A 24,157-nucleotide genomic window follows, 5' to 3' on the forward strand; every position below is an offset into this window, starting at 1 on the left:
GTTGCGTTTAGTGTTTAAGGTAGTATGCGGTTACATCAGTATTGCGTTGCTCACACCTTAACAGGGCGTTAGGGCTCTATCCTTCCAAAAAGTTTTGGAAGATAATTGCAATGATTATATAACTTGAGAAAACATGCATTGGAAGTTGTTGATAATAAGATTTTTTTTACTGTATTAGGTTCATTTTTAGGTCTACTAAGTGCCATTCTTGTTCAGCTTATTACTTATTCGATTAATAAGAAGAAGGATCGAGCCCAGAAGAACCTTGAGATAATGGGTATACTTTCTGCATTTCGAGCAGAGGTTCGAGTATACCAACGTCAGCTAGATTCTAATCTGAGTGTTTTTTCAAAATATGAAGCCAAGCCAAACCTAATCGGAAAGGTTTTGTCTCAAACAAATTTTGCTCAATCAAAAGTGTATGATGCTTATACCAACTCAATAGGCTCTCTTGGACCAGTATACTCAGAGCAGATAGTTCGCTTTTATGCTTCGGTTGATGCGTTGCGGCAAACTATATCTTTACTTCGTGAATACATTTCCAATGGAGACGATACAAGCGAAATAGTTGTTTCAAAAGTTCAAAGCCAGTTGGTGACCGCAAGTAAAAGAGCCGCAATTATAGAGGCGATCATTAGCGCTTCTTTGGTGAAAGGACCACTGTCCGAAAAAATTCAATTGGAGCAGATACAAGCGTTGAACAAAGAGCCCTAACAAGCAATTTAAGAGGGATTCACAACGCTCGGCATTTTTGCTTTTACTTCAAATTTAGTGTTTATGGCACAATGCTTTAGGTTTGGGTGGAGGCGTTGTTCACCCCTTAATTGGGCGTTATGTAGCAGGGAGAGTATGAACAATTATCGACAAATTTTGGTAAGAGTGTTGGATAAAATACCTTTTCTAGAATTTAGACAACGAATGATTGGATTTATCAAAAATCCAATCTTAGACAATAGTTATGCTTGCTCAACTCAGCTTCAACATTCTGGTGTTGATATATTTAATGCATTAGGATTCTTGTCAGTCGCGTGTGTATTTTTTGCTTTAGTTGAAGAGTCCTGGGCTGTATTCAAGACAATTTCAGTATTTAACCCAGTTCACACAGTCGGCATCTATATTGCTAATGGTATTGTATATGCAGCCACATTATCTTCTGTTTTTACCGTTTGGTATTGTTTACGGGTAGGTAATGTTAAATACTACAAAGATATTTCCTATAAAATATTTGCTCACGGATTGCGTATCTATGCTTTATATGGATTGCTTTTAGGGTTGCTATTTGTAAAGAGCTACGGAGATCTTTTGCTTAAGGGGCTGTTCCCTGAGCAGTCATTCTCACACCTCGGTTGGTTAATCTATATATTGATCGTATTGGTTTGGTGGCCATTTAGGCTGCTAGTTAATCCAATCTTCAAATTGATGGGTTTTCAACACTTCAAAAAAACAGCGTGGTTCATAACAGCGTGCCTTTGCTTCGTAAGTTTTCAGCCAATCAAAGTAATAGTAATAGGCAGTAGCGATAAAATGGTCAATTTTGAGCGGCAGTGTAAGGTGTTTAAAAGTGGAGAGTTTTATAAAAACTTGAACGGAAGTGCAAAAGAAGAGGCGAAGGCACATTTCTGCAAAACTACATAACAATAAATTTAAGCAGATTCGTAACGCTTGGCATTTTCGGTTTGAATCAGCTTTAGTGTTTACGGCACAATGCTTTAGTTAGGTGGCAGCGTTGCTCACTACTTAATTTGGCGTTATGTTTACGGACAAAAAAGGAGGTTCGGTGAGAATTACATTAGTTAGGCATGGTAAGCCGATAGCTAGCTCAAACCCTAGGGTAACTGCTGTTGGTTTTGCAAAATGGGTTCGCGCTTATAACCGTTCACTTGTTTGCCCAGAGAGTCTTCCACCTCAAGAGCTAAAAGAAAAACTCCACAGTAGCTATTCATTTTCCAGTAACCTGAATCGTTCTATCCACTCTGCTGAAATCTGTTTGGGGAAAGGAGCAGATATAATATTAGGTGACTTGAGAGAGATGGACATTCCTAGGTTAAAGTTACCTTTTTCGATGAAAGTTAACAGTTGGTTAGTAATCGCAAGGTTGTGTTGGCTTGTAGGAATATCGGCTAATAGTGAATCTTACAAAGTCGGTCGTAAGCGTATTATTACAGCGGTAGACCTTATTATTGTTAAAGCCTTAGAGCATAAAGACGTTGCTATTTTTGGGCATGGTATATCGAATCGGCTTATTGCCAAAGAGTTGAGGCGACGTGGCTGGACTGTAAAATGTGCGAGCAAAGGGTTTTGGGGACAAACGGAACTTATAAACATAACAAACAATTTAAGCTGATTCGCAACGCTTGGCAATTTCAGCTTGAGTCAATTTTAGTGTTTACGGTTAAAAAGGTCAGGTTAAGTGGTAGCGTTGCTCACAACTTAATTGGGCGTTAGCTTCAAATGAGGACAAGATGCAGTTAGATATAAATAAAGGAACTGAAGAACAATTTGTCCAAGACTTGTTCTTGAATCAAAATCCCCCTTTTGTGGTTTCATTTACTCACTTGCCATACAGCGAACTAGCCGTTGGAGACTGCACTAGAGAGGTTCGCGTAACACTAAATAATGATTATTACATTTTCCAAGGTATGCACGGTTCGAATGGCCAGTGGAAGCTAACGAGTAAGGAAAATGCCGTTCAGTGGCTCGTGGAAGCTCTACTTCAAAATGTCAAAATATTGGGTTCACATGAGTCATGTTTGTATCGCATTAATCGTGAAAGCTAACAAAGGCTTAAAGGGGACTAAAAACGCTGGATCATTTTTTAGTCTTTTTGAATTTTGATGCTTAAGGTGGCTGTATTGCTCAAATCGTGTGTTTTTAGCCCCTTAAGCCGACGTTAGGCACCTAGAAGTAGTTCATTAGTTACTTTTGGCAAAGGATATATTATTGGGAACAGTGCATGAAAACAAAATTGTTTAATATTAAATATTGTGGTAGCTCATGGAAACTTCCGCGAAATTCTGAGAAAAAGAAGTCTGAGTTACTCGTTCCTACGTTATCAGCATATGCGATTGAGTTTTCGGAGCTAAGAATCTTTGGCTTTTTTGAAGAAGGAACTCATAAAACATTAACACAAGATATAGATTACTTTATTAATGGTGATAGTATATTTATCGATTATTTTCACCCGGTGCATGTTACATATATCCAATTGATAGTGAATTATCATGGTATACGAGAGTATGAGTTATTGTTTCCAAAAGTCACGAACTTGGAGCTGAAATCAAGACTGGCTAAATTCTATCAAGAATCTGAAGCATCGTTTGAATCTCAGTCATGGCTTTGTTATTCACTAATGAATGCAGCTATATTTGAAGGTATGTTGATTTCAGTAATTGGCAAAGATTGTGGTTTTTATAATTTAATAGAGATGGCTAAAAATAAAGGATATATAAATAGCTTTGAGTCAGAATGTATTCATAACGCTAGAAATAAAAGAAACTTGATACATGCAGGTAAGTTTAAAGCAGATTTCATCACTAGAGCAGAGGCAATGGATCTAAGAACCGTCATGGATAAATTGATATATGATCTACAAGTTGAGTCAAGACAGGGACAGACACTCTAAGAAAATAGGTTGTTTAAATCTAAAAATCTCATCAAACCCAATCCCAAACTCGATGCAAAACCATGTGACTATCTTTGCTAAGTTGAATTGAATACGCATGGTTTTATCGAGTGATTTTGTCTTTACTGCCGCAGTTGAACTCACAAAATGGCGCGTTCGTTGGGTGTTGGCGGCAAAGCCGCGATAGTATGAATAATCAGCGGCTAACAAGGTCATGAACGGGACACCTTGCCAATCTCGAAGCGTTTAGAAAGTAGCGTGAATAATAGGTTTAGTCAGGTTAAGTGCGGGAAAGTGCCCGTTATCACAGCGTTAACTAGCAAGGAAAGTTATGGCAAAACTAGCAGGAATTTCTCTGCACTTAGATATCCCATTTCATGAGATAGAAGTTGGGGAAGCAGAACTCTATATTAAGCGTGTTGCTGAAAACTATGCAGACCTTCTGTTTGGAAATGATCTAAAGCTCAAAGTGAGAATTTATGAGGGTAGTATAAAGGTCTATTTGGGCATCATAGGTTCAATTTATTTAGCTATTGGTCAGTATGGTTCATTTCGTTCAGGTTGTGACTATTTAATTAAAGATGCGAAAATGTTCAAAGAGCTTGTGGTTAGCGAGTTAGTCAAGAATGGAGTCTCTGAACATGACATTGTGTCTAAGACCAAAGAGCATTGTGATCCAGATAAAATCCGTAGGGTCTTACTTGCAATTGAAAGGCTAGAGTCGAAACCAAATTTGTCTGGCTCTGAAACAGCAACAGAGTTAAGTAAAATCAAGACTTCAGTTCGTAACATCTGTAGAAATTTAAACGATAAAGATATAGGTCTATTTGCTTCTTCGCTGGACCCTAAGTATGTACCAGAAGATCGCCCAATTCCCGAATTGGCAGAGCGGTATAGAATAATGGCACGTGAGGAAGAAATTGCGTATTTCCCTCCTAAAGGATCCAACGAAAAGCTAGTTAACAAAGCGTTTAAGGCAGATTCCCAACGCTTGGCGCTCTGAGTCCAAATTGGGTTAAGTGTATACGGTTTAAAGGTATAGGTTAGGTGGTAAGCGTTGCTCACTACTTAACGCGGCTACATGGATTCCCCCGTTCGTCAAACATCCGCTAGACTTTTGAAGATGGGTTTTGGACTACCGCTCTGCATTCGGCCTTTCACTGACTTACGTCATTGCCCTGATGACATTACGCGGTTGCAGTGCCCCTTTCTATTAAACAGATTGGCGTTAGAAGGCATCAACGTGCCCGCCGCATTAACAGGCTCTCTGCAAATGGTCTTAACCTATCCTCATCAGCTGCGTCTGCAATGACCAGGTTGGTGTGTTTCCCTGCGCCGCCTCTTACTCAGGCGGCGTAGTCTTGATATTCGGTTTGGTTGTGTAACAACGCCCAGATAATGCGGGTGTTCTTAGCTGCCAGTGCGACAATGGCTCGGTTCATCCCTCGTCGTTCGAGGACGTTTCTCCCCCAGACACTGAGCCTGTCCTGTTTTTCCCCTAGGTTGGTTATGACGGCTCTCGCGCCGTGAACTAACAAGGTTCGTAGATACTTGTCGCCCCGTTTACTAATGCGCCCAAGGCGAGGTTTACCGCCTGTTGAATACTGTTTCGGGATCAGTCCTAGCCAGGCGGTGACGTCTCTCCTTGAGTGGAACTGCTCACCTTTACCGATGGCAGCAATATTGGCTGTGGCGGTTTGAGGTCCGACGCCTCGGACGTTGAGGATACGCTGCGCATTAGGGCTGGCTTTGGTTACCATCTCAAAGCACTGGTCGGTGTCTTCGACACGTTGATTCAGTGTCTGTAAGTGCTCATAGCAATCCGCCAGGACAGCACGGGCGATATCGGGTAAGCCGTTTTCAGCGGCTTCGAGAATAAGAGGAATCTCGCGATGGAGAGCGGCACGTCCGGTTGGAATGACGATGCCAAACTCGGCGAGCAAAGCACGGATACGATTAATGAGGGCAGTCCGCTCCTGAACCCAATGCTCACGCATTCGGTGAATAGCAAGAATGGCTTGGCGTTCAGGTGATTTAACAGGAACAAACCGCGTATTGGGTCTTTGGACGGCTTCACAGATAGCAATGGCATCGTTAAGGTCATTCTTGCCTTTTGTGCGGTAGGGGCTGTCATACTTAGCCGCCATGATGCGGGTATCATGGCCTAATTGGGTGAACGCTCTGGCCCAATAATGCGCATCGCTACACGATTTAATGCCTATACGCATAGCTGGAATATTTGCTAATTTAGTCAGTAATTTAGCGCGTAATACAGATTTATGAAGGATGACCTTTCCCCGGTCATCAACCGCGTGCAATGAGAAGTGGTGTTTGACGAGGTCAACGCCACAAAAGAATATAGAAAACATGGTTACCTCCGGTATTTAACGCGACACCTAAGTGTGGCAAATCCTCGTGAGGGGGAATCCATGTCATTCGTTAGCCCAATATCAATCAAAGGAATAAAATATTGAAGAAAAAGTTAATTGCGGGTTTAGGACCATTTTCTGACTTTCTAGCATCTCTCTCCATAATTGCAGCTGCTTCATTGTTTGCCTTTGACTTTATTGAATCTAGAAAGTCTGATATTGAGGCAACTATTGTCCATGGTTCAAACAAGGAAGTAACTCTGTTTTTAAGTAATACTGGTGGGAAAGACATTGTTATAAAATCCGCATTCATGGTAGTCCCTTCTTATGAAATACACAATGAAATCAACTTAGGCGAAGTGGGAACTTTGATTAAGTCAGGCGAAACAATTGTGAAACGTTCTAAAGAGTCAAACCTTGCATCCTCAGTATTGCTAGAGTACGTAGCTCCAGACACTTTGGTACACAATCCTAACCAAGAGTATAGGGTTTCAGTTGCTAAAGTAGATTGCAGCCTTGAAATTAGCTACATAAATGTCGAGGGTAAGAAGTTTAAAAAAGAATTCAGCCATACGTGCTTTGGGGGAAGTGTTGGTTGGGGCTAGTCGGGCTAACAAGGCTATAAACAGGGACGCTTTGTCAATGCGGTAGCTTTTCAACGTGTTGTGAATACAAAGGATTAAAGCAGTTTTGGGCGGTTTGGTAAGCGCCCGTTATTGCGACGTTATATTTAGATGGAGAAAGTGGTGGAAACAACAAGTGCATTTTTGAAGGTGATATCATCTTTAACATCGGTGAAAACATCAATAAAATTTGTGATTATGGGTGTCCTTTGGATGTCATTTCCTGAGTTAACTCGATTGTTGGAAAAGATGGGGTTAACTTTGCCATTGGAAAATAGTGTTTCAACTTCGATAGTTGTTTTTGGCCTAGGTTCTATTCTCGGGGAAACTTTTTACTTTATTGCAAAAATAATGAAGAAGTATTCGTTTGATATAGTTAAAGAAAAAATTGAAAATGCACATAAGGAAAAAATAGAACAAGAAAAAAAGGAAAAATTTCTTAGTAACTTTACTGAAGTTTTCCAACACTTTGAGCCAAGATCCGTTTTTATGTTGCAGGAACTATCAAAAGGTCAGCAATCTTTTTCTCACGATCCAGAAGGAATTGCTATTTTGAATGGTCTCTTAGATTCAGGATATATTAGAAAGAGTATTGATGTTAACGAATATGAATCTGTATACAGGCTTAATCCTTACCTCAAGGGATTTTTAGAACAACACCTCCAAGATGAACTGGCGTCTAGCCAAAATGCTTTAGATGAATGCTCGTCATCGACTAAAAATATGTTGTTTGAAGTGTTTAAAAATCCTCCATCTGAATTGTCATCAGAAGACTATGACTCTTTGAAAAACTATTGTAAGCACCATTCAAGTATATTTAACTGCCACGAAATTCACGAAGATGGCGATTGGGAAAAGCCGGTTGTTTGCTATCGATTCTATGTTCTTACTCGCTATAGAAGTTTTGTGAAGACAAAGTTCTTACTAGCTAATTTTGATATTGAAGTGCAAGCAACATAAATATAACAATCTGTTTAAGAGTGATTCTGGACCTCCCCCGATTTAGTGGACACGCAAAACCCACACTCGCCATTTATAACAGACAGCTAGCAACTGGAGGGTAGATGAACATTGGCGCTCAGTTATTCGGCATTCCCGAAAAAGTCTTGAAAAGTGACTTGGCACACGTTCTTAAGTTTATAAGTGAAACTGGTTATGATGGCGTTGAATTACCTTTCCTTCTAGAAGCCGAGAGAGAGCTTAATCAGTTTGGGTTAGATTGCGTTGGGGTGCATGTTGCGCCAGAACAACTGGTAAAACATGATGAGCTAATAAGCTATTTAAGCCGGCATGAATGCCGAAACCTGTATGTTTCTGGTCCGTTAGGATGGCACGATAGAAGTCTGGGCAATTTCAAGGCTACATGTGGTTTATTAAATCGTGTGGCCGAACTGTATGCCAAAGAAGGTATTAAAGTTCAATATCACAATCATGACTTTGAATTTTTAATAAACCGTGGCGAAACATCTACTCCTTTTTTAATACTTGAAAATGAGCTTTATTTTGAACATATAGATCTTTGTATTGATGTTGGTTGGCTTCATTTAGCTAACGTAAATATTAATGACTTTCTTCATGAACACAGAGACAAAGTATCACACCTACATTTAAGAGACTTTGCCAATGCAGAGTCTGTTGCTCTAGGCCAGGGAAGTGTTCCGTTGCCCGAAGTATATGAACAACTTAGTGAACTTAATCGGCTTAAGTGGGTAGTCGTCGAGTTTGAGCCAACCTCGAATTTCAAAACGCTCTTTAAACAAAGTTGGCAGAATTTAAACCTTCTACGCGAAAAAATTGCACAATAGACTCTTCAGGCGGATTCGTAACGCTCGGCAATTTTAGCGTCAAATTGGGATTACGTGTTTAAGATGATCAATTTTGGTTCGGTGAGGCGTCACTCGCCACTTGATCGGTTGCTCGCCTCTAGTTATCCGGCGCTGTAAGTAAGGAATACTTTACGTGACAGAGATTCATATTTTTAGACATGGTGAAACTGAATGGAACATTGAAGGCCGCATGCAGGGCTTCAAAGATTCGCCGCTTACGGAACTTGGAAAGGCTCAAGCTGTAGCTGCCCGAAAAAAGATAGAGCACCTAAACTTTGATGCTGTCTTTTGCTCAACAAGTTCGAGGGCTTCTGACACAGCAAAGATCTTAGTCAATGACGTAGATATCCCAATCTATGAGACCGATGAGCTAAGAGAGATCAATATGGGCTCTTGGGAAGGCATGAAACATAGTGATGTTAAAGAACAATTTGCAACGGACTATTATGATTTCTGGAATCGACCTGGTTGCTTTCGAATGACAGGTGCAGAGTCTTTTCATGACTTAAAAGCTCGGTCTACCGCCTGTATTAAGAGAATTTCGCAAGAGCATAAAGGTAAAAAGATACTGGTCGTGTCACACGCGGCATTGATTAAAACATTGCTTACGAGTTTACAGTCGAAGCCCTTGGATGAGATATGGGAAGGGCCATTCGCTACCAACTTATCGCATAGCATAGTTATGGGGGGTGTTGGTTCGGAGTTAGTCGTTAAGCGGTTCTGTGACGAAATTTAGTTATTCGAGCAAACACGAAATTAGCTTGAACAAAGTACTGTGCATCGGTAAATGCCTTGCTGCGCTCCCGGTTTCTTGGCGGGCGCAGCGTCATCACTTATAAACTCATCACCTATACAGAAATCAAATGAAAGAATATTGGAACCCGATGGTACCGGAGCTATCAGTATCGGACTTTGCTAAATCCCTACATTTCTATTGCGAAATCCTCGGCTTCAAAGTTAGAAGCCAAAGGAAAAATCCTGACTTTGTCTACCTTGAACTTGAACTGGTTCAAATCATGTTGGAGCAAATCCATGACAAAGCGTGGGTGACCGGTGAACTTAGTGCTCCACTAGGCAGGGGAGTGAACTTCCAAATTGAGCTCTCAGATATTTCCCCAGTTTATGAACGTATTCAGGCTGCAAACATCAAGCTCTTTAGAGAGCAAAAAGAGACATGGTACGAGGTGGACGAGTCTTTGTCGGGGCAAAGAGAATTTTTGGTGCAGGATCCTGATGGTTACCTGTTAAGGTTTTCGCAGTACTTAGGGGAAAAAGAAATACAAAACACGTAATGAGGTATCCTGATTTTCCGTAATGTCTTCATGACGTTGTTTGGGATCCAAGCCATCATGTCTTAGACATATCGCCTTATAATCCCCTGTTATGCTGACGTCATAGCGCAGGAGGCTCAAGTATCGAAATCCTATTAGGAATACTCGCTTTAGCGACTTCAATGGTTGCTGCGGTCGTGGGCTTCGGCGGTGGTATGCTGCTGATTTCCATTCTTCCCTCATTCTTGGCACCCAGCCTTATTATCCCAATACATGGGCTTGTGCAGTTGGCGAGCAACTCTTCCAGAATGCTGTTTTCACTCAGCAAGGTTAGGTGGGATTTGCTACCGGGTTTCGTCATCGGTTCTGTTCTTGGCGCGGTCGTGATTGGCTATGGCTTGTCGCATATCTCCATGGAATATGTGCCTTTGGCTATTGGGCTTTATATCTTGCTCAACCTTTGGAGTAAGCACTTTTCATCTGCAATCAGTAAATATGAGAGTTTTTATCTTATCGGGTTTCTCCAGACCGGTTTAGGGCTTGTCGTTGGTGCTACGGGGCCGCTTGGACTCAGTGTCCTAACCAAAAAATTAGCCTGCAAAGATGAAATCATTGCGACAAGCTCGCTGTTTATGACCATCAGCCATTTAGCAAAGATACCCGTGTATCTTGTTATCACCACATCACTACTTTCCGAACTTTCTGTGATTGGTTTTATGGTTGCGGGTGCGGTGATTGGCTCTTATTTGGGTACAAAGCTCCGCCTCAAGGCAAAGAACGAGCTTGTGGTAAAAGTGATTAAGGTTCTACTGTCGCTGCTGGCGGTGCGGATGATTGTCGGTGTGGCCTTATAAAGGGCGATCCCTGTCGAATGCCAAATCGATACTACCAGCACCTAACCCAATGAAATTCATTGCTCAATAATGTGTCGGAGAACACGCATCTTTCCCTATCCGCACGTTGACTAGATTTGTTATGGTAAACGCCAGTTAGCGGGTGGAAATAGAACCAGAACGACACTTAATTTAATTGCCACTGCGCATCGGATTCTGAGAATGAGTTAAGGAGAACTAAGATGAACATTATCGCTGTTTTTCAGGGTAAAGCGGCTTCATTGCTGGCTGAGAGCGAACAAAGTGCAAGTGAAAAACTCATTGAGCTCGCGACGTTTTTCTACAAAATTGATAACCGCGTAGCGTTGGCCGAGCAAAAATACATGGATGAGCTTCTGCAAACCATTGAGTGGAAATCGACTGTCAGTGTGGAATCATTCCAACGTAACTGCATTGGTAAGATTAACAGCGTGCTCGATGGTTCAGATGAGGAAGCTTCTGCCTACCTGTCGCAACTGATGCAAGAGCTCTCTGAGTTGGGCGCAGCAGAAAAAGCGAAAACGTTGGCGAAAGAAATTTCTGATGCCGATGGCGAAATCGCTGACGATGAAGTGCGGTATCTCGACCTCATTAAAAGCTTCAAGTAATCCCAATAACCCGCTGCCGAAATCAGCGGGTTTTTTGTCAGGTTGAAACCATGATTCGAGCTGCTTCGGAATCGGATGCTGATGGTATTCGCGAGGTATCAAAACACTTAGGCTACGCTGAGCTTTCTCCCGAACAATCTTTCCTCAACCTTCTGGCAATTCTCTCTTCGCCTAATGATCATATTTATGTTGCCGAATGCGATGGCTCCATTGTTGGGTGGTTGCATCTTTTCTATGCTCAAAGGTTGGCATCGGAGGGCTTCCATGAAATTGGCGGTTTGGTGGTATCGTCACTGTATCGCGGACAAGGTATAGGTCGTGCGCTTGTCGAATATGCTTTGGATAAAAATGACGGTGAAATCCGTGTCCGCTGCAATGCGCAGAGAAGTGAGTCCCATGGGTTCTACGAAGCGATTGGGTTTCGTTGCAGCAAAGCTCAACACGTCTTTCATATCCGAGCACAATAAAGCGTTGTGAATTGTCTCGCGTGTCTTTTGCGGGACCATAGCATTTTAAACCTCATAAGGGCGCAATATCTGTCAGGTAGGAAGCGCTAACATCAATTAAATTTGCGTGTTTATAGTTTCACCTTTAGATAGGCAAACGCATCAATCGCGGAGGACACATGCCCCTTAAAGAACTCATTGAATGGCAATGGAAAGGCTATTCAACATTTCATCAATCGAAGAAAAACCTTCTTATCCATATCATCTTTGTTCCCTGCTTTATCGCTGGGTTTGCGTCTTTTGTGTTTTCACTACTTAGTCTTGATTTGATAGCTGTGCTGATGTCAGTGTTCTTGATGGCAGTTTCATTCGGTTTGCAGGGGTTAGGACACAGCAAAGAGGCAAACCCGGCAGAGCCATTTACAAGCTTTAAAAATGCGATGTCGAGAATCTTGCTTGAGCAACTTTATACCTTTCCTAAATTTGTGGTGACGGGCAGTTGGTACAGGGCGTTTGTCGCATCAAAGCATTAAGCGCTAAAAGGATAGGCGCTTAAGAGAAGCCCAATGCATAACGAGAGATAAACATGAACCCTGAACAGATAGGAAAAGCCTACGATCAAATCACTCATCTCTGGACAGATGAGGGCTTCAACATGACCAATGGTATTGCCCAGCATAAGAAAGCGATGAGCTTTGCAAAGCATCGGGGCAATGCGTTGGATATTGGTTGTGGCTGCACAGGCCGGTTTATGGATCTGCTGGTGAGCGAAGGGTTTACGCCTTCTGGTTTGGATGTTTCTAGTGAGATGCTCAAGATTGCGAGAGAGAAACATCCGGAGATTCACTTCATTCAAGGTGATATCTGTGAATACGTAACCTCCGAGAAGTATGACTTTATCACCGCGTGGGACAGCATTTGGCATATTCCTTTGTCTGAACAAAAGCAGGTTATGACCAAGATCGTCGAGCGTCTCAATGAGGGTGGGGTATTCATTTTTTCGTTCGGTGGTACAGAAGAGCCAGGAGCCCACAAAGATGATTTTATGGGGCCTGAAGTCTACTACTCATCACTTGGCACCAATGGTTTCTTAAATCTGTTCATAGAACTCGGTTGTATTATCAGACACTTGGAGTATGACCAATACCCAGAGTTACACACCTATTTGATCGTGCAAAAAACGTAGCCACCTCTTACATCTGGTCATGGAAATACAAAGCGTATTCGTTGAATATAGTGCGGTTAGGTACAATAAAAACTGAGAAATAGAATGACGAATAAGCTGGAAAGCATCGGATTTAGCCATTGGTTCGAGAGCCGGATTGACGAGAGCAAAGCAGCCAACCATGGTATTGCTCGTGTCGTCTCCGTGCATAAAAACAGCTACACAGTGACAAAAGGCGGGGAGGAGGTCTTTTCTGAACTGTCGGGAAACCTGCTTTACGGTGCAGAGTCCTCAAACGATTTGCCGACCACGGGCGATTGGGTCTATGCAGATTTTTACGACGAGGATTCACACGCCATTATTTATGGCGTCTTTCCACGAAAAACACTCCTGAAACGAAAAGCTCCGGGAAAACAAATCGACGTTCAGCTTATCGCTGCAAACATTGACACTGCTTTTATTGTCCAGTCATTGAATGAAAACTTCAATTTGCGAAGGTTGGAGCGATATTTGGTGATGGTGAATGAGAGCAATATTGAGCCTGTGGTTCTGCTCAGTAAAAGTGACCTTCTATCAACAGAAGAGATTGAGGACATTAAGTCGCAGGTGCTGAGTATTGCTCCTCATGCAACGGTGATTGAATTTAGTAGTCTTAATCAGGAAAACATGGATTCGATTCTTGAGCTGTTGAAGTTCGGACGCACTTATTGCTTGTTGGGCTCATCAGGGGTTGGGAAGACAACACTGCTCAACAAACTCTTAGGCAGTGAAGAGTTCGAAACCCAAGAGGTGAGCAAAATACAAAGCAAAGGCCGCCACACCACAACCAGTCGTCAGTTAGTCCAGTTAGAGAGTGGCGCGTTGATCATTGATACCCCCGGGATGCGCGAGCTCGGCAGCATGTCGCTGGATGAGGGATTAGATGAAACCTTTTCAGAAATCTTAGCGCTATCGCTTAACTGTAAATTCAAAAACTGCTCGCATACGAATGAAAAAGGCTGTGCCATTCTGAAAGCCATCGAAACGGGTGAGTTATCTGAACAGCGGTATAAGAACTACCTCAAGATGAAAAGAGAATCCGAATTTAATCAAATGTCTTACTCTGAAAAGAGAACGAAAGACAAGAACTTCGGAAAAATGATTAAGTCGGTCTTAAAAAACAAGAACAGATAGAGCAAGGGACATCGCGTCCCTTTACTTTATGGGTTGAACCTTTGACCGACCGCTGCTCACCCTCGATATCAATATGACCAGATCTATGAAATTCAAAAGCCAATCTTTGACACCTAACCATAAAGATTTCACTTCGCTTATCGACGAACTCAATGTTTCGCTGGGCAATGTCACGGGTGATTCCGGCGAAAGCTCGTTCGTTGCCGATGATTTCGATTTGAGCTGTGATGGTTGTATCGTGGTGTACTTCGGTAACGAGGCTGTCGCATGTGGTGTGTTTCGATTTCATTCAGACCAAACCTGCGAGCTAAAGCGCATGTATTCAAACTGTTCAGGTGCTGGTGTTTTTCTACTGCGAGAGCTCGAAAAGCTTGCTGCAAACAAAGGTTATCAGTATGCAGTTCTTTCCACGCGCAGGGTGAATCAAAAGGCTGTAGAGTTTTATCGACGTAACGGCTTCGAAGAAATCGAGTCTTATGGTAAGTATGTGGGTTTGGAGAGATCGATCTGTATGGGAAAGCCATTGGCCAGTGAATGAGTCTTGCACATGACTTTGGTAGCAGTCATTTCAGCTCATAACAATAATGTCTTTTTGTTCAAAGTCGCTTGATTTATGGCTACAAAAAGCCTTTTAATCACCTAGTCTGATTGTTCATCACTCAAAAAGAGACGACGAATATGTCGATAACCTTGTTAACAGACGATGAGATTTTGGCCATAGCCATACCCATGATTGATGCGGTTGTGAAGGCATCCAACGATAAGGATTGGGATGCTTTTTGTGTTTATCAAACGAAAGAAGAAGCCGAAGATCCGGAAAACAAAGCAGGCGTTATCAAGGCATGGGAGGAATTTGACTTCTTCTCTTCCTTAACGCTGGAGCGTCAAATTCTCGGTGTCCTCCGAAACGATGATGTTGCACAGATTGTTTGGAAGCAAACAAGCACCAAGGTGGAAGGCGAGTATCTTGCACGTTATTTCATCACAGAAATTGATAAAGAAATCAAAGAAGTGGGCTTCGTGATTAACTAAAGGCTTTTTCTGTGTAGTCTGTTTATGTGTCGAATGGAAAAGGAGAAATGGCCTTGCTGGATGCTTATGAAACGCAGCCGAAACGACTCAGAGAGCTAAATGGTTTTGGACCACGCAGCGAAGAAATCTTGGCGGAAGTTGGCATTCATTCTGTTCAAGACTTTATGGCGATCGACCCTTATGCGCTGTACGCCAAGATTAAACCAATGAAAGGAATGGGTCTGAACTCCATCTATTCCATTATTGGCGCACGGGAAAATATCTCCTGGATTGAAATTAAAAATACCCGCAAAGAAGAAATTCTCATGGTGCTGGATGACATGGGGCTTGCACCCAAATAGTCATTCTCATCAATATCTTGAATGTAAGGTCACGAGCCTTTTCGTCGCCAGTTACTAACTTCCTTTCCTCATCTTTGGGCTCGCAGGCCAGTTCCAGAGTGCCTTGATGGATAAAACCGAATGACCCACCTCGGGTAAACCTCTCATCCCTTCAGCACGATAGCGTTTCCTATTTGCCCTATATATAACAAAATGTGATGTTTTGAATCTATTTTCATGCATGTATTGCTATGGGTTTGCACGTTAGATTAAGCCCATACCCAAAATGAAAACCCCAAGAGGTTCAACATGAAAACTCAATTCGTCCCTTCAGTACTGTCTCTCGCGATCGTTGCGTCTTTCGGCGCTTTTGCCAATGACTATGCATCTATCGATACCTATGAAGGCAAGCCTGCCTCGAAATACACCATTAACGCAAATGCCGCTGTAGCGAAAACATTACCTTGGGAAGACACTACGGCGTTCGAGCGCACAACACGTGGTTTGATTGCTGAATTCGGCACGCATGAAGCGGGCGAGTTGAAAAACCGTTTCGAATACATGACTGACATGTCTGTTGATGATCTGCCGCCAACCGTTAACCCATCTATCTGGCGTCAAGGCATGCTGAACTATGCAGCAGGCGGCTTGTATGAAGTCACTGACGGCGTATACCAAATTCGCGGTGCTGACCTGTCAAACATGACAGTCTATCGCTCTGAGAACGGCTATGTGATTCACGACCCTCTGCTTTCACGCGAAGCGGCAGCAGCTTCTTGGGAGTTTGCGAAACAGCACCTACCGGCAATTAATGGTGAACACAAAATCACCGGCATGATCTATTCACACATGCATGCCGACCATTTTGGCGGCTCTCGTGGTGTCTTTGAATCTGGCGATTTCGCGGCAGACGCCGAAATTTACGCGCCGAACGACTTCATTAAAGAGCTGGCAGACGAAAACGTGATTGCCGGTACCGCGATGGGACGTCGTGCGAACTATCAATACGGCACCACCTTGGACAACAACACCAAAGGCATCGTTGATAACGCGCTTGGTTTGGGGACATCACGCGGCGAAGTGACGCTGGTGGCACCCACACAGGAAATTCAAGAGCGTGAGGCTGTTATCAACATTGATGGTTTAGACTTCCATGCCATCAACATGCCTGGCGCGGAAGCACCTGCTGAGATCGTGCTTTATGTGCCTGAGTATCGCTCGCTGAACACCGCAGAGCTGACTTATGACGGCATGCACAATATCTACACTTTCCGTGGTGCAAAAGTTCGTGACTCGCTGGTTTGGACTAAGTACCTCACTGAACTGAAGATGCGTTTTGTCGACAGTGGTTTGGTCGATAACATTCACGCCGCTCACTCAGCGCCAGTGTGGAATGATGCTGAGACTGAAGTAAATGAAATCTCAGACTACATGACGCTTCAGCGCGACAACTATGGCTTTATCCATAACCAAGCAATGCGACTGGCAAACCATGGTGTGACCATTCATGACGTAGGCCGTGAAATCGAGAAGATTGTTCCTCAATCTCAGATTGATACCTGGCACACGAACGGTTACCACGGTTCATACAGCCATAACGCCAGAGCGGTTGTGAATCTCTATCTTGGATATCACGACATGAACCCAGTCAACACCAACCCACTGCAGACCACAGAGAAGTCGTGCGTATACGTTGAGGCGGCGGGAGCGGATGCCTTCTACAAGGCGGGTATGAAGCACTTTAATGCGGGTGAATATCAGGAAGCGTCTCAGCTGTTCAATGACTTGGTCCAGTGTGAGCCAAGCAACATCAAATACCGTTTTGCGTTAGCAGACAGCTTTGAGCAGCAAGGTTACCAGTCTGAAACCATGGCATGGCGTAATAGCTACCTGCAAGGTGCGGTGGAGCTTCGTACTGGAGAGATACAGCCATCGCTTAAACTGGCTTCACCAGATGTGATTGCAAACACGCCAACAGGCATGTTCCTTGATTTCATCGCGGTAAGTTTGAATGCACCGAAAGCAGAAGCTGCAGGCTTAGACTTTAACTTCGGTGTGTACCACCCAGATTTAGGCGAGCGTTACTACGGTGAAGTGTCTAACGCGAACATGGCTAACATCCAAGTTGATGAGCTGCCAAAAGTAGACTTCGAACTCATCATTCATAAAACCGACTTCACCAAAGTGGTATTGGGTGAAACCAGCTTGGAAGATCTGATTAAATCTGGTCAGGCAGGTGTGAAAGGTGATGCAGAGCTTCTCACTAAGCTGGCAGGTACGCTGGATAGCTTCGACGGCATGTTTGAAATCTTGCCAATGCCTAATAAGTAAAACTCCTTCATAGCTGAGCGAATAGACAGAATTGGCATCTTGTCCGCCCCGGGTCCTAGACCCGGGGCGTTTTTCGTATGTGGCTTTAAATAACGCTATGAAAATACGTAATAATCTAAACTCCGATACGAACGCGCTTTGCTCTAAGTTGTACACTGGATTTTCTGAGATCACTCAATCTAGTTAGCGGTGGTGATTGCAATTGAAGGGTTTCATGTGTCGATAACTTACTGGTTAGTATTCTTAGTCATTACGCTGATATTAAATACATATACATCATTCTATTTATCTAGAAGGGATGATTTAGAAACCACTCAAAAAGTCGCTCAAGTCATTTTGGTATGGTTGATACCTTTAATTTCTGTCATTTGTTTGCTTCTTTTTTATAAAAGCCAAGACGATGAGAATGACCCCGATAAGGGGAGTTTTGGTGGTGGGCCGAGTAATAGTATTGGTACGTCACATTCTGGGGACTGATCCGGCTTGCAATGAATCAAACATTTTTTCAGCTAAGTCATCATGGAGAGATATGCTTCGTCAAAAGCAAGAAATGAAAAACCTTCTATTTGTTTGTAGTCGCAACCAATGGCGTAGCCCAACAGGTGAAGAAGTTTGGAGAAGACAACCCGGGTTTAATGCGCGCTCTGCCGGCACTAGCCCAAAAGCGAGGAAGACGGTCAGTGTGGCGGACATACGCTGGGCGGATGTTGTCTTTGTGATGGAGAAGAAGCATAAAAACCGACTAACTGCCGAATTTTCACCATTACTGGAGCACAAGCCATTGCATGTGCTGGATATCCCGGATGATTACCAATATATGGATCCCGAGTTGGTGGAAGAGATCGAACAAAAAGTGGCTTTAGTCTTGGAGCAAAAGACTCAATAGACCTGAAAACTATATATTGATGAACAAAGAACTCACTGACATTTCAAAGTACCTAAGTTTTGTACTCAGGCACAAGCCCGAAGCGATTAACCTCGTACTTGATGAGCAAGGTTGGGCTGAGATTAACGCCCTTATCGCTAATACCAAGGATTATGAACTCTCAGTAGATTTAATCCGATTGGTGGTTGAAACCAATGATAAACAGCGCTTTTCTATTGATGAGGCTGGGCATCGTATTCGTGCGAATCAAGGCCATTCAATCTCCGTTGATTTGGGGCTATCACCACGGGTGCCACCATCTCAATTGATTCATGGAACGGCCGAACGATTTGTTGTTCAGATAGAGAAAGAAGGGCTATTAAAGGGAAATCGCCAGTACGTACATTTAACAGAATCAGAGAGCGTCGGATCATCTGTTGGCGCGCGGTATGGTAAGCCTGTTTGTTTTACCATTGATGCAAAGCAAATGCATGAAGATGGTTTTGAGTTTTATAAGACAATAAACAATGTTTGGTTGGTCGACAGTGTGCCAAGCCAGTATCTTTCGAAACGATGACGAATTGCTAAGGAATGCTTTGAGATGAAGCCACATGAGTATTCCAGAACGCTGACTGAGCTGGAAAGCGACGACTGGGGAGAGCCCAACTATCCATCTCACTTGGTCGTCGAAACACATCGTTTGAGAAAAGTGCCCATCATAGATTTCACAGCAGAAGATTTTCGGATCATGATTGGGCAGCAGATATCTCTGGAGATACTTGTGCCTAAAGCTATTGAGATGCTCGCTCAAGATCCTTTGGTTTCAGGGGACTTTTACTCAGGCGATTTACTTTTGGCGGTCCTTTCCAAAGGTGGTGAATTTCTGAGGCTGAACGAATATTGGAAAAATAAAGTGCTCAATATTGTAGAAGAGCATCAAGAACAGATTGCAGAGGAAAGTCGTTGGTTGTCTAAACAAGTCACGGAAGCTGTGAATGCTTTGAAGGCATGTGACAGTTAACCTAATCAAAACGTACAGAAAGCCCAGCTATATGCTGGGCTTTCTGTATCTAACGTTGATATCAAAACGGTGCGTAGCTGTCTGGGGTCGACTCCGGCACTGTCCAGCGTGCTTTCGCATCAATTTCTTGGGTCAAACCACGAACAGGGATTTGCCTGCGATCGCCATATAGCCACAACACGATGTTGGTGCGTGAGCCGCTGGTGATGGGTTGTGCAGCATGCGGCACACTGCCTCGGTGAATCATTGCAATACCCGGCTCAAAGGTGAGTCGACGCACCATACCTGTGGTTGGGTCGTAGTAATCAATCTCTGAGCCAGTGAACGCTTCACCCGGCAGGTTGAGATTGATGTTCATTGTCGCCGCTGAAGCATCGGTATGTAGCCGCAGTGACGTATCGACACCGGGTTGATACTGAATCGAAAACCCAAAGGTTTGCGAATCATAGCCGGTAACTTCTGGAAACAGCAGTCGTGCGACAGGGCGCATGTATCTATCCATCACGGTTTGATAGAAGGCCTGAAACTCTGGCGCAGCCAGATAGCCTTCGGAGCGTTTATCCAACATTGCACCGTGTCGGTTTAGCGCGATGCCATAAGGAGGACGCAAAGGAATCTCCGCGTTGGCGACGTTTTCCAAATAACCACGGAGCTCTGCCAAACGTTCAGGGTCGAAAAATTGGCATTGGAAGACACCCGGAGCCACTTCTTCCCATAGCTCTTTCACATCCAACTCTGTTGTTGGGTTTTCCCATGCTTTGTTCACCGCGTCTCGGAGTTTTGCACTCAGTAAAGAATCATCCAACTTGAATGCATTGCCCTGCTCAGTGAGCTGCCACTCTCTCCACGCGCTGCTGAGCAATTCTCGGTTGTTATCCCAAAACTGTTGAACAACAGGTGCTCGCATTAACATTTCTTGTCTTGAAGGCAGCGTGAGATTACGTGCTTGATCCAAAGCGTTGACTGCTGCTTGGTCATTGATGATGGCTGCATGACTCATCTTTCATTCTCCCATTCTTATTGTTCGTTTTGCCTGAGTAGTGGCGATGGGAATACGTTATTACATACTTAATTATTGATAAATGAGCTAAAAGTAAAGACAGTTTCAATACTTTCTAAATAATCAGTGGCGGTTAAGCTTTTCGGGTTTGGAGCAGGCAGGCTGGATTATCGTTGAAGTGGGTTTCATCAAAAGGTAATAAAAAGCCCGGCAAGTCGCCAGGCTTCTTTTGTTCGCTGAGATGTTCTTAGCTGTTTCGAATTACTTTACTTTCCAGCTAACGGTTTCGCCAGCGCGGATTGGCACGACAATGTCAGAACCAAATGGCATGGTATCTGGCACTGGCCACTCTTCTTTGGTCAGCGTTACGGTATCTGTGTTACGTGGCACACCATAGAAGTCTGGGCCGTTTTGACTTGCGAAAGCTTCAAGGTTCTCCAGTTTACCTTCTTGTTCGAACACTTCAGCGTAGAGCTCCAGTGCTGCGTGTGCGGTGTAAGAACCTGCACATCCACATGCGGATTCTTTCGCGCCTTTCGCGTGTGGCGCTGAATCTGTTCCCAGGAAGAACTTCTTGCTGCCGCTGGTCGCTGCTTCAACAAGTGCTTTCTGGTGCGTGTTGCGCTTCAGAATTGGCAGGCAGTAGAAGTGAGGTTTGATACCGCCAACCAGCATGTGGTTACGGTTATACATCAGGTGGTGAGCGGTGATGGTTGCTGCAACGTTCTCGTTCGCGTTTTTCACGAAGTTTGCCGCATCCGCTGTGGTGATGTGCTCAAGGACGATTTTCAGGTTAGGGAAATCGTTAACGATGGGCGCCAGAACGGTATCAAGGAACTCTTTCTCGCGATCGAAGATGTCCACTTCGTGGTGGGTTACTTCACCATGAACCAACAGCAACATGCCCACTTCCTGCATGGCTTCAAGAACGTGATAGATGTTCTTCGCATTGGTCACGCCTGAATCCGAGTTGGTGGTTGCACCGGCAGGGTAAAGCTTCGCAGCAACAACCGCGCCAGAGGCTTTCGCTTTGCGGATTTCGTCTGGTGTGGTGTTGTCAGTCAGGTAGAGCGCCATCAGTGGCTCGAATTGCTCAGAAGGCTTTTGCGCCATGATGCGTTCGCGGTAAGCAAGCGCCATTTCAGTGTTGGTCACAGGAGGAACGGTGTTTGGCATGATGAGCGCGCGACCGTTGTAACGGCTGATGTCGCGGACGGTATCTGTCAGCACTTCGCCATCGCGAAGGTGAACATGCCAGTCGTCAGGGCGAGTAATTGTAAGTGTGGTCATTAAGGCGTCCCTCCATAGCTAAAATATCGGATTGGCGCCTGTCGGCAAGGAATGTGAAATAAAAAGCAAACGCTTGCGCTCAGGCGGCAGGATGATAGTGGAAAAGGGCTTTTATTTCATCTTCTTTCTCGAATTTTACTGTTTCCATGTGTTTTTATGAGAGTCGGAAAAGCCAGATAAACTGACAAATAGGGATGTTTACTGCCGCTAATCGAGTGTTAGCTATTAATACAGAATATTGTTGTAATCTTCTGTATTTAAAGGGTTAATGGTTGACTTCCTTATTGGCATTGACAACTATAGGTGTATGAAAACGAATTCAATGCTCAAACTCATCCGAATTATCATCATTCCATAGGAATGGTGGGGATGCTGTCGCGCGTTATATTTGCAGAACCCACCCAAGAGGTGGGTTTTCTTTTCTCTGCTTCTTGGTTTTTATCTTGGAGGCGACATGAAGAAAATAGCGGTATTTGGAAAACCGGGAAGCGGTAAATCCACCCTAAGCAAAAAACTGGCGTCAAAGACCGGGATTGATCTCTATCAGTTGGACTCCATGCTTTACCAGAAAAATGGAGAGCAGGTGAGCCACGAAAGTTTTGAAGCACGGCATGATGAGATACTGGCCTCGGAGAGCTGGATACTGGATGGTATGGGATTGCTCGGTTCTTTTAACAAACGTTTGGAAGAGGCAGATACGCTGGTTTATGTCGAACTGCCTTATCTGACCAGCTATTGGTTGGTCACCAAGCGACTGCTGAAAGGTTTGCTCATTAAACCGGAAGGATGGCCTGATGGAAGTTCGGTGCTCAAAGGCAGTTTGCAAAGTTACAAGTTTCTCAAACTGTCGCCGAAGTTCTGGAATGACAATTTCCTGAAAAGGCTCGAATCCATGTCCGAGAACAAAAACGTGTATGTCATCCGCTCGGTAAAGGAACTGAATGAATTCGTGCGCGCTAATGTGGAGCTTGAGAAGCGAACGCTTGGAAAGAAATCGATATAAGGAAATAGGGTCGATATGAAAAGCCAGTTTGAGCTAATGGCAAAGTACAACCGGTGGATGAATGAGCAGTTGCTGGGTCACTTGGAAAATCTCAGTGACGAAGACTTGTATGAAGACAGAAGGGCTTTCTTTGGCTCTGCTTTTCATACCATGAGTCATATTCTGACTGGTGATTTGTTGTGGCTGAATCGTTTTACCCGCGTACCTAGCGAGGTGACTCTGGAGCAGTTGCTCAGCCGTTATCCTGCGCCTCCAAGCAACACCGTACATTTGGTGGAAGACTTGGCCTCTTTGAAAGCAATGAGGGCGTCGCTGGATGATGATATTTCCCGCTGGGTAGCGTCTATTCCGGAGTCGGAATTCAATAACAGTTTGACCTACCGAAATACGGCAGGGGCAGAGTATTCTGAAAATCTCGCCTCTGTGCTTTTGCATTTTTTTAATCATCAAACCCATCATCGCGGCCAGTTGACAACCTTGTTGAGTCAATCTGGCGACAACGACTATTTCACCGATCTTATTGCGGTTATCAGGCAATAAAACTGTGTAGTTAAGGAGAAAGGAATCATGACCATTGCTTCTGGTATCGCACTGTTTTTTGCTATGGCACTGTCCGCGCTTATTCCTGGCCCGAGCGTATTTGCGACGATTTCACGTTCGATGGGGAGTGGAATGAAGCAGGGTATGTTGCTCGCGCTAGGGATCCTGATTGCTGATTACATTTTCATCTTCCTTGCGCTTTCAGGGCTTTCCGCACTATCGAAAGTGCTAGGTGAAGTGTCTTTCGTTATCAAATATGTCGGCATTGCTTATTTGTTTTGGCTCGCCTACGTCACTTGGACGGCAGAAGTCCTTGAGGACGGAGAATCTGTTCCTTCGCAATCATCGAGGTTTTCGAGCTTGCTGACGGGAGTTGTGGTCGGTCTCTCTAACCCCAAAGCAATCTTGTTTTACATGGGCTTTTTCCCCGCGTTTGTGGACGTCACTCAAATCAGTGGGCTGCATGTGGGTGTCATTCTTCTGATTTCTACCGTAGGTGTGGGCGGTGTGTTGGGGATGTATGCTTATTCCGCAGCTAAAGCAGGCAAGGTGCTGAAAAGTAAGCGTGAAAAGCAAATTCTGAACAAGGTGTCCGGCGGCTTTATGGCGTCGTGTGGCGCGTTTTTGTTCGCCAAGTCTTGATAGAACGAGCAGTAATGTAGTTAGGGGCTGTTGACCTGTGGTGGTTGAATTTTGTTCTAGCCATAAGCGTTTTAGGCGCGGCGAGGTGTGTGCCGCCTAGTCATTCTAAGCAAATACACCTCAACAAAGCATAAAACG

31 protein-coding genes are annotated in these 24,157 nt (G+C 44.0%); 27 read left to right on the forward strand and 4 right to left on the reverse strand.

Going from position 1 to position 24,157, the window contains the following annotated elements:
• Positions 1-123: 123 nt before the first annotated feature.
• The 5 genes from D515_RS21005 to D515_RS21025 all read left to right on the forward strand — a co-directional run bounded on the left by D515_RS21005 (position 124) and on the right by D515_RS21025 (position 3,622).
• Positions 124-714 (forward strand): hypothetical protein, encoded by a 591-nt coding sequence (locus tag D515_RS21005; protein ID WP_039850427.1) that lies wholly within the window; start codon positions 124-126, stop codon positions 712-714.
• 135 nt (positions 715-849) lie between these two features.
• Positions 850-1,635: a hypothetical protein gene (locus D515_RS21010; protein ID WP_002541367.1), complete on the forward strand. Its 786-nt coding sequence runs from the start codon at positions 850-852 to the stop codon at positions 1,633-1,635.
• Between the two features lie 142 nt (positions 1,636-1,777).
• Positions 1,778-2,344: a histidine phosphatase family protein gene (locus D515_RS21015; protein WP_039850430.1), complete on the forward strand. Its 567-nt coding sequence runs from the start codon at positions 1,778-1,780 to the stop codon at positions 2,342-2,344.
• Between the two features lie 118 nt (positions 2,345-2,462).
• On the forward strand, positions 2,463-2,777 hold the full coding sequence (locus D515_RS21020; protein ID WP_039850431.1) for a hypothetical protein: 315 nt from the start codon (positions 2,463-2,465) through the stop codon (positions 2,775-2,777).
• Positions 2,778-2,953: 176 nt separating this feature from the next.
• Positions 2,954-3,622 (forward strand): hypothetical protein, encoded by a 669-nt coding sequence (locus D515_RS21025; RefSeq protein ID WP_002541369.1) that lies wholly within the window; start codon positions 2,954-2,956, stop codon positions 3,620-3,622.
• On the opposite strand, the gene D515_RS25460 is transcribed toward D515_RS21025, so the two are convergent.
• A complete protein-coding gene (locus D515_RS25460) occupies positions 3,599-3,838 on the reverse strand; it encodes a hypothetical protein (RefSeq protein WP_083939956.1) in 240 nt (79 codons plus the stop codon). The genes D515_RS21025 and D515_RS25460 overlap by 24 nt on opposite strands.
• Before the next feature lie 115 nt (positions 3,839-3,953).
• Here D515_RS25460 and D515_RS21030 point away from each other — a divergent pair, with 115 nt between their 5' ends.
• A complete protein-coding gene (locus tag D515_RS21030) occupies positions 3,954-4,625 on the forward strand; it encodes a hypothetical protein (protein WP_002541370.1) in 672 nt (223 codons plus the stop codon).
• 343 nt (positions 4,626-4,968) lie between these two features.
• Here D515_RS21030 and D515_RS21035 read toward each other — a convergent pair whose 3' ends face one another.
• Complete coding sequence (locus D515_RS21035) at positions 4,969-5,991, reverse strand: IS110 family RNA-guided transposase (protein ID WP_039850432.1); 1,023 nt, start codon at positions 5,989-5,991, stop codon at positions 4,969-4,971.
• Between the two features lie 101 nt (positions 5,992-6,092).
• Here D515_RS21035 and D515_RS21040 point away from each other — a divergent pair, with 101 nt between their 5' ends.
• The 18 genes from D515_RS21040 (at position 6,093) to D515_RS25045 (ending at position 19,544) form a co-directional block, all read left to right on the forward strand.
• Positions 6,093-6,596 carry a hypothetical protein gene (locus D515_RS21040; protein ID WP_039850435.1) on the forward strand — a complete coding sequence of 168 codons (504 nt, stop codon included), beginning with the start codon at positions 6,093-6,095 and terminating at the stop codon, positions 6,594-6,596.
• Positions 6,597-6,737: 141 nt separating this feature from the next.
• The gene (locus D515_RS21045) at positions 6,738-7,574 is read left to right on the forward strand and encodes a hypothetical protein (protein ID WP_002541372.1); all 837 of its coding nucleotides are present in this window, start codon (positions 6,738-6,740) and stop codon (positions 7,572-7,574) included.
• A gap of 104 nt (positions 7,575-7,678) precedes the next feature.
• Complete coding sequence (locus D515_RS21050; RefSeq protein WP_002541374.1) at positions 7,679-8,419, forward strand: sugar phosphate isomerase/epimerase family protein; 741 nt, start codon at positions 7,679-7,681, stop codon at positions 8,417-8,419.
• Between the two features lie 154 nt (positions 8,420-8,573).
• Complete coding sequence (locus D515_RS21055; protein ID WP_039850437.1) at positions 8,574-9,176, forward strand: histidine phosphatase family protein; 603 nt, start codon at positions 8,574-8,576, stop codon at positions 9,174-9,176.
• Positions 9,177-9,303: 127 nt separating this feature from the next.
• Entirely contained in the window at positions 9,304-9,732 is a 429-nt protein-coding gene (locus D515_RS21060) for a bleomycin resistance protein (RefSeq protein WP_039850439.1), read from the forward strand.
• A gap of 140 nt (positions 9,733-9,872) precedes the next feature.
• Entirely contained in the window at positions 9,873-10,565 is a 693-nt protein-coding gene (locus tag D515_RS21065; protein WP_275041003.1) for a sulfite exporter TauE/SafE family protein, read from the forward strand.
• A gap of 221 nt (positions 10,566-10,786) precedes the next feature.
• Positions 10,787-11,191 carry a hypothetical protein gene (locus D515_RS21070; protein ID WP_002541377.1) on the forward strand — a complete coding sequence of 135 codons (405 nt, stop codon included), beginning with the start codon at positions 10,787-10,789 and terminating at the stop codon, positions 11,189-11,191.
• Between the two features lie 50 nt (positions 11,192-11,241).
• The gene (locus D515_RS21075) at positions 11,242-11,658 is read left to right on the forward strand and encodes a GNAT family N-acetyltransferase (protein WP_039850441.1); all 417 of its coding nucleotides are present in this window, start codon (positions 11,242-11,244) and stop codon (positions 11,656-11,658) included.
• A gap of 158 nt (positions 11,659-11,816) precedes the next feature.
• Positions 11,817-12,170, forward strand: a complete 354-nt coding sequence (locus tag D515_RS21080) for a hypothetical protein (protein WP_002541379.1) — start codon at positions 11,817-11,819, stop codon at positions 12,168-12,170.
• A gap of 53 nt (positions 12,171-12,223) precedes the next feature.
• Positions 12,224-12,823, forward strand: a complete 600-nt coding sequence (locus D515_RS21085; protein ID WP_002541380.1) for a class I SAM-dependent DNA methyltransferase — start codon at positions 12,224-12,226, stop codon at positions 12,821-12,823.
• Between the two features lie 84 nt (positions 12,824-12,907).
• Positions 12,908-13,975: a ribosome small subunit-dependent GTPase A gene (gene rsgA / locus D515_RS21090; protein ID WP_002541382.1), complete on the forward strand. Its 1,068-nt coding sequence runs from the start codon at positions 12,908-12,910 to the stop codon at positions 13,973-13,975.
• An 85-nt stretch (positions 13,976-14,060) separates the two neighbouring features.
• Positions 14,061-14,513, forward strand: a complete 453-nt coding sequence (locus D515_RS21095; protein ID WP_002541383.1) for a GNAT family N-acetyltransferase — start codon at positions 14,061-14,063, stop codon at positions 14,511-14,513.
• A 191-nt stretch (positions 14,514-14,704) separates the two neighbouring features.
• Positions 14,705-15,007, forward strand: a complete 303-nt coding sequence (locus tag D515_RS21100) for a hypothetical protein (protein ID WP_197076310.1) — start codon at positions 14,705-14,707, stop codon at positions 15,005-15,007.
• Positions 15,008-15,054: 47 nt separating this feature from the next.
• Positions 15,055-15,348: a TfoX/Sxy family DNA transformation protein gene (locus D515_RS21105; protein WP_002541387.1), complete on the forward strand. Its 294-nt coding sequence runs from the start codon at positions 15,055-15,057 to the stop codon at positions 15,346-15,348.
• A 288-nt stretch (positions 15,349-15,636) separates the two neighbouring features.
• Positions 15,637-17,658 carry an alkyl/aryl-sulfatase gene (locus D515_RS21110; protein ID WP_002541388.1) on the forward strand — a complete coding sequence of 674 codons (2,022 nt, stop codon included), beginning with the start codon at positions 15,637-15,639 and terminating at the stop codon, positions 17,656-17,658.
• Positions 17,659-18,187: 529 nt separating this feature from the next.
• The gene (locus tag D515_RS21115) at positions 18,188-18,544 is read left to right on the forward strand and encodes a low molecular weight protein tyrosine phosphatase family protein (protein ID WP_002541389.1); all 357 of its coding nucleotides are present in this window, start codon (positions 18,188-18,190) and stop codon (positions 18,542-18,544) included.
• Between the two features lie 19 nt (positions 18,545-18,563).
• Complete coding sequence (locus tag D515_RS21120; RefSeq protein ID WP_002541390.1) at positions 18,564-19,100, forward strand: RNA 2'-phosphotransferase; 537 nt, start codon at positions 18,564-18,566, stop codon at positions 19,098-19,100.
• A gap of 24 nt (positions 19,101-19,124) precedes the next feature.
• A complete protein-coding gene (locus tag D515_RS25045; protein WP_002541392.1) occupies positions 19,125-19,544 on the forward strand; it encodes a contact-dependent growth inhibition system immunity protein in 420 nt (139 codons plus the stop codon).
• Between the two features lie 61 nt (positions 19,545-19,605).
• Here D515_RS25045 and D515_RS21130 read toward each other — a convergent pair whose 3' ends face one another.
• The gene (locus D515_RS21130; RefSeq protein ID WP_002541393.1) at positions 19,606-20,544 is read right to left on the reverse strand and encodes a 2OG-Fe(II) oxygenase family protein; all 939 of its coding nucleotides are present in this window, start codon (positions 20,542-20,544) and stop codon (positions 19,606-19,608) included.
• Between the two features lie 261 nt (positions 20,545-20,805).
• Positions 20,806-21,834 carry a dihydroorotase gene (gene pyrC / locus D515_RS21135; protein ID WP_002541394.1) on the reverse strand — a complete coding sequence of 343 codons (1,029 nt, stop codon included), beginning with the start codon at positions 21,832-21,834 and terminating at the stop codon, positions 20,806-20,808.
• A 454-nt stretch (positions 21,835-22,288) separates the two neighbouring features.
• Between pyrC and D515_RS21140 the strand changes: the two genes are divergently transcribed.
• The 3 genes from D515_RS21140 to D515_RS21150 are packed head-to-tail and all read left to right on the forward strand — an operon-like array spanning position 22,289 to position 24,019.
• A complete protein-coding gene (locus D515_RS21140) occupies positions 22,289-22,837 on the forward strand; it encodes a P-loop NTPase family protein (protein WP_002541395.1) in 549 nt (182 codons plus the stop codon).
• A 15-nt stretch (positions 22,838-22,852) separates the two neighbouring features.
• On the forward strand, positions 22,853-23,377 hold the full coding sequence (locus D515_RS21145; RefSeq protein ID WP_002541396.1) for a DinB family protein: 525 nt from the start codon (positions 22,853-22,855) through the stop codon (positions 23,375-23,377).
• Positions 23,378-23,404: 27 nt separating this feature from the next.
• On the forward strand, positions 23,405-24,019 hold the full coding sequence (locus D515_RS21150) for a LysE family translocator (RefSeq protein WP_002541397.1): 615 nt from the start codon (positions 23,405-23,407) through the stop codon (positions 24,017-24,019).
• Positions 24,020-24,157: the final 138 nt, after the last annotated feature.

It is taken from the genome of Grimontia indica, from assembly GCF_000333895.2.
Taxonomy (GTDB): Bacteria; Pseudomonadota; Gammaproteobacteria; order Enterobacterales; family Vibrionaceae; genus Enterovibrio; species Enterovibrio indicus.

Excerpts from the sequence above, each read along its gene's own strand:
- D515_RS21010 (WP_002541367.1), top strand. The coding sequence starts at position 850 with ATGAACAATTATCGACAAATTTTGGTAAGAGTGTTGGATAAAATACCT.
- D515_RS21020 (WP_039850431.1), top strand. The coding sequence starts at position 2,463 with ATGCAGTTAGATATAAATAAAGGAACTGAAGAACAATTTGTCCAAGAC.
- D515_RS21025 (WP_002541369.1), top strand. The coding sequence starts at position 2,954 with ATGAAAACAAAATTGTTTAATATTAAATATTGTGGTAGCTCATGGAAA.
- D515_RS25460 (WP_083939956.1), bottom strand. The coding sequence starts at position 3,838 with ATGACCTTGTTAGCCGCTGATTATTCATACTATCGCGGCTTTGCCGCC.
- D515_RS21030 (WP_002541370.1), top strand. The coding sequence starts at position 3,954 with ATGGCAAAACTAGCAGGAATTTCTCTGCACTTAGATATCCCATTTCAT.
- D515_RS21035 (WP_039850432.1), bottom strand. The coding sequence starts at position 5,991 with ATGTTTTCTATATTCTTTTGTGGCGTTGACCTCGTCAAACACCACTTC.
- D515_RS21050 (WP_002541374.1), top strand. The coding sequence starts at position 7,679 with ATGAACATTGGCGCTCAGTTATTCGGCATTCCCGAAAAAGTCTTGAAA.
- D515_RS21060 (WP_039850439.1), top strand. The coding sequence starts at position 9,304 with ATGAAAGAATATTGGAACCCGATGGTACCGGAGCTATCAGTATCGGAC.
- D515_RS21070 (WP_002541377.1), top strand. The coding sequence starts at position 10,787 with ATGAACATTATCGCTGTTTTTCAGGGTAAAGCGGCTTCATTGCTGGCT.
- D515_RS21075 (WP_039850441.1), top strand. The coding sequence starts at position 11,242 with ATGATTCGAGCTGCTTCGGAATCGGATGCTGATGGTATTCGCGAGGTA.
- D515_RS21080 (WP_002541379.1), top strand. The coding sequence starts at position 11,817 with ATGCCCCTTAAAGAACTCATTGAATGGCAATGGAAAGGCTATTCAACA.
- D515_RS21085 (WP_002541380.1), top strand. The coding sequence starts at position 12,224 with ATGAACCCTGAACAGATAGGAAAAGCCTACGATCAAATCACTCATCTC.
- rsgA (WP_002541382.1), top strand. The coding sequence starts at position 12,908 with ATGACGAATAAGCTGGAAAGCATCGGATTTAGCCATTGGTTCGAGAGC.
- D515_RS21095 (WP_002541383.1), top strand. The coding sequence starts at position 14,061 with ATGAAATTCAAAAGCCAATCTTTGACACCTAACCATAAAGATTTCACT.
- D515_RS21100 (WP_197076310.1), top strand. The coding sequence starts at position 14,705 with ATGATTGATGCGGTTGTGAAGGCATCCAACGATAAGGATTGGGATGCT.
- D515_RS21105 (WP_002541387.1), top strand. The coding sequence starts at position 15,055 with ATGGCCTTGCTGGATGCTTATGAAACGCAGCCGAAACGACTCAGAGAG.
- D515_RS21110 (WP_002541388.1), top strand. The coding sequence starts at position 15,637 with ATGAAAACTCAATTCGTCCCTTCAGTACTGTCTCTCGCGATCGTTGCG.
- D515_RS21115 (WP_002541389.1), top strand. The coding sequence starts at position 18,188 with ATGCTTCGTCAAAAGCAAGAAATGAAAAACCTTCTATTTGTTTGTAGT.
- D515_RS21120 (WP_002541390.1), top strand. The coding sequence starts at position 18,564 with ATGAACAAAGAACTCACTGACATTTCAAAGTACCTAAGTTTTGTACTC.
- D515_RS25045 (WP_002541392.1), top strand. The coding sequence starts at position 19,125 with ATGAAGCCACATGAGTATTCCAGAACGCTGACTGAGCTGGAAAGCGAC.
- D515_RS21130 (WP_002541393.1), bottom strand. The coding sequence starts at position 20,544 with ATGAGTCATGCAGCCATCATCAATGACCAAGCAGCAGTCAACGCTTTG.
- pyrC (WP_002541394.1), bottom strand. The coding sequence starts at position 21,834 with ATGACCACACTTACAATTACTCGCCCTGACGACTGGCATGTTCACCTT.
- D515_RS21140 (WP_002541395.1), top strand. The coding sequence starts at position 22,289 with ATGAAGAAAATAGCGGTATTTGGAAAACCGGGAAGCGGTAAATCCACC.
- D515_RS21145 (WP_002541396.1), top strand. The coding sequence starts at position 22,853 with ATGAAAAGCCAGTTTGAGCTAATGGCAAAGTACAACCGGTGGATGAAT.
- D515_RS21150 (WP_002541397.1), top strand. The coding sequence starts at position 23,405 with ATGACCATTGCTTCTGGTATCGCACTGTTTTTTGCTATGGCACTGTCC.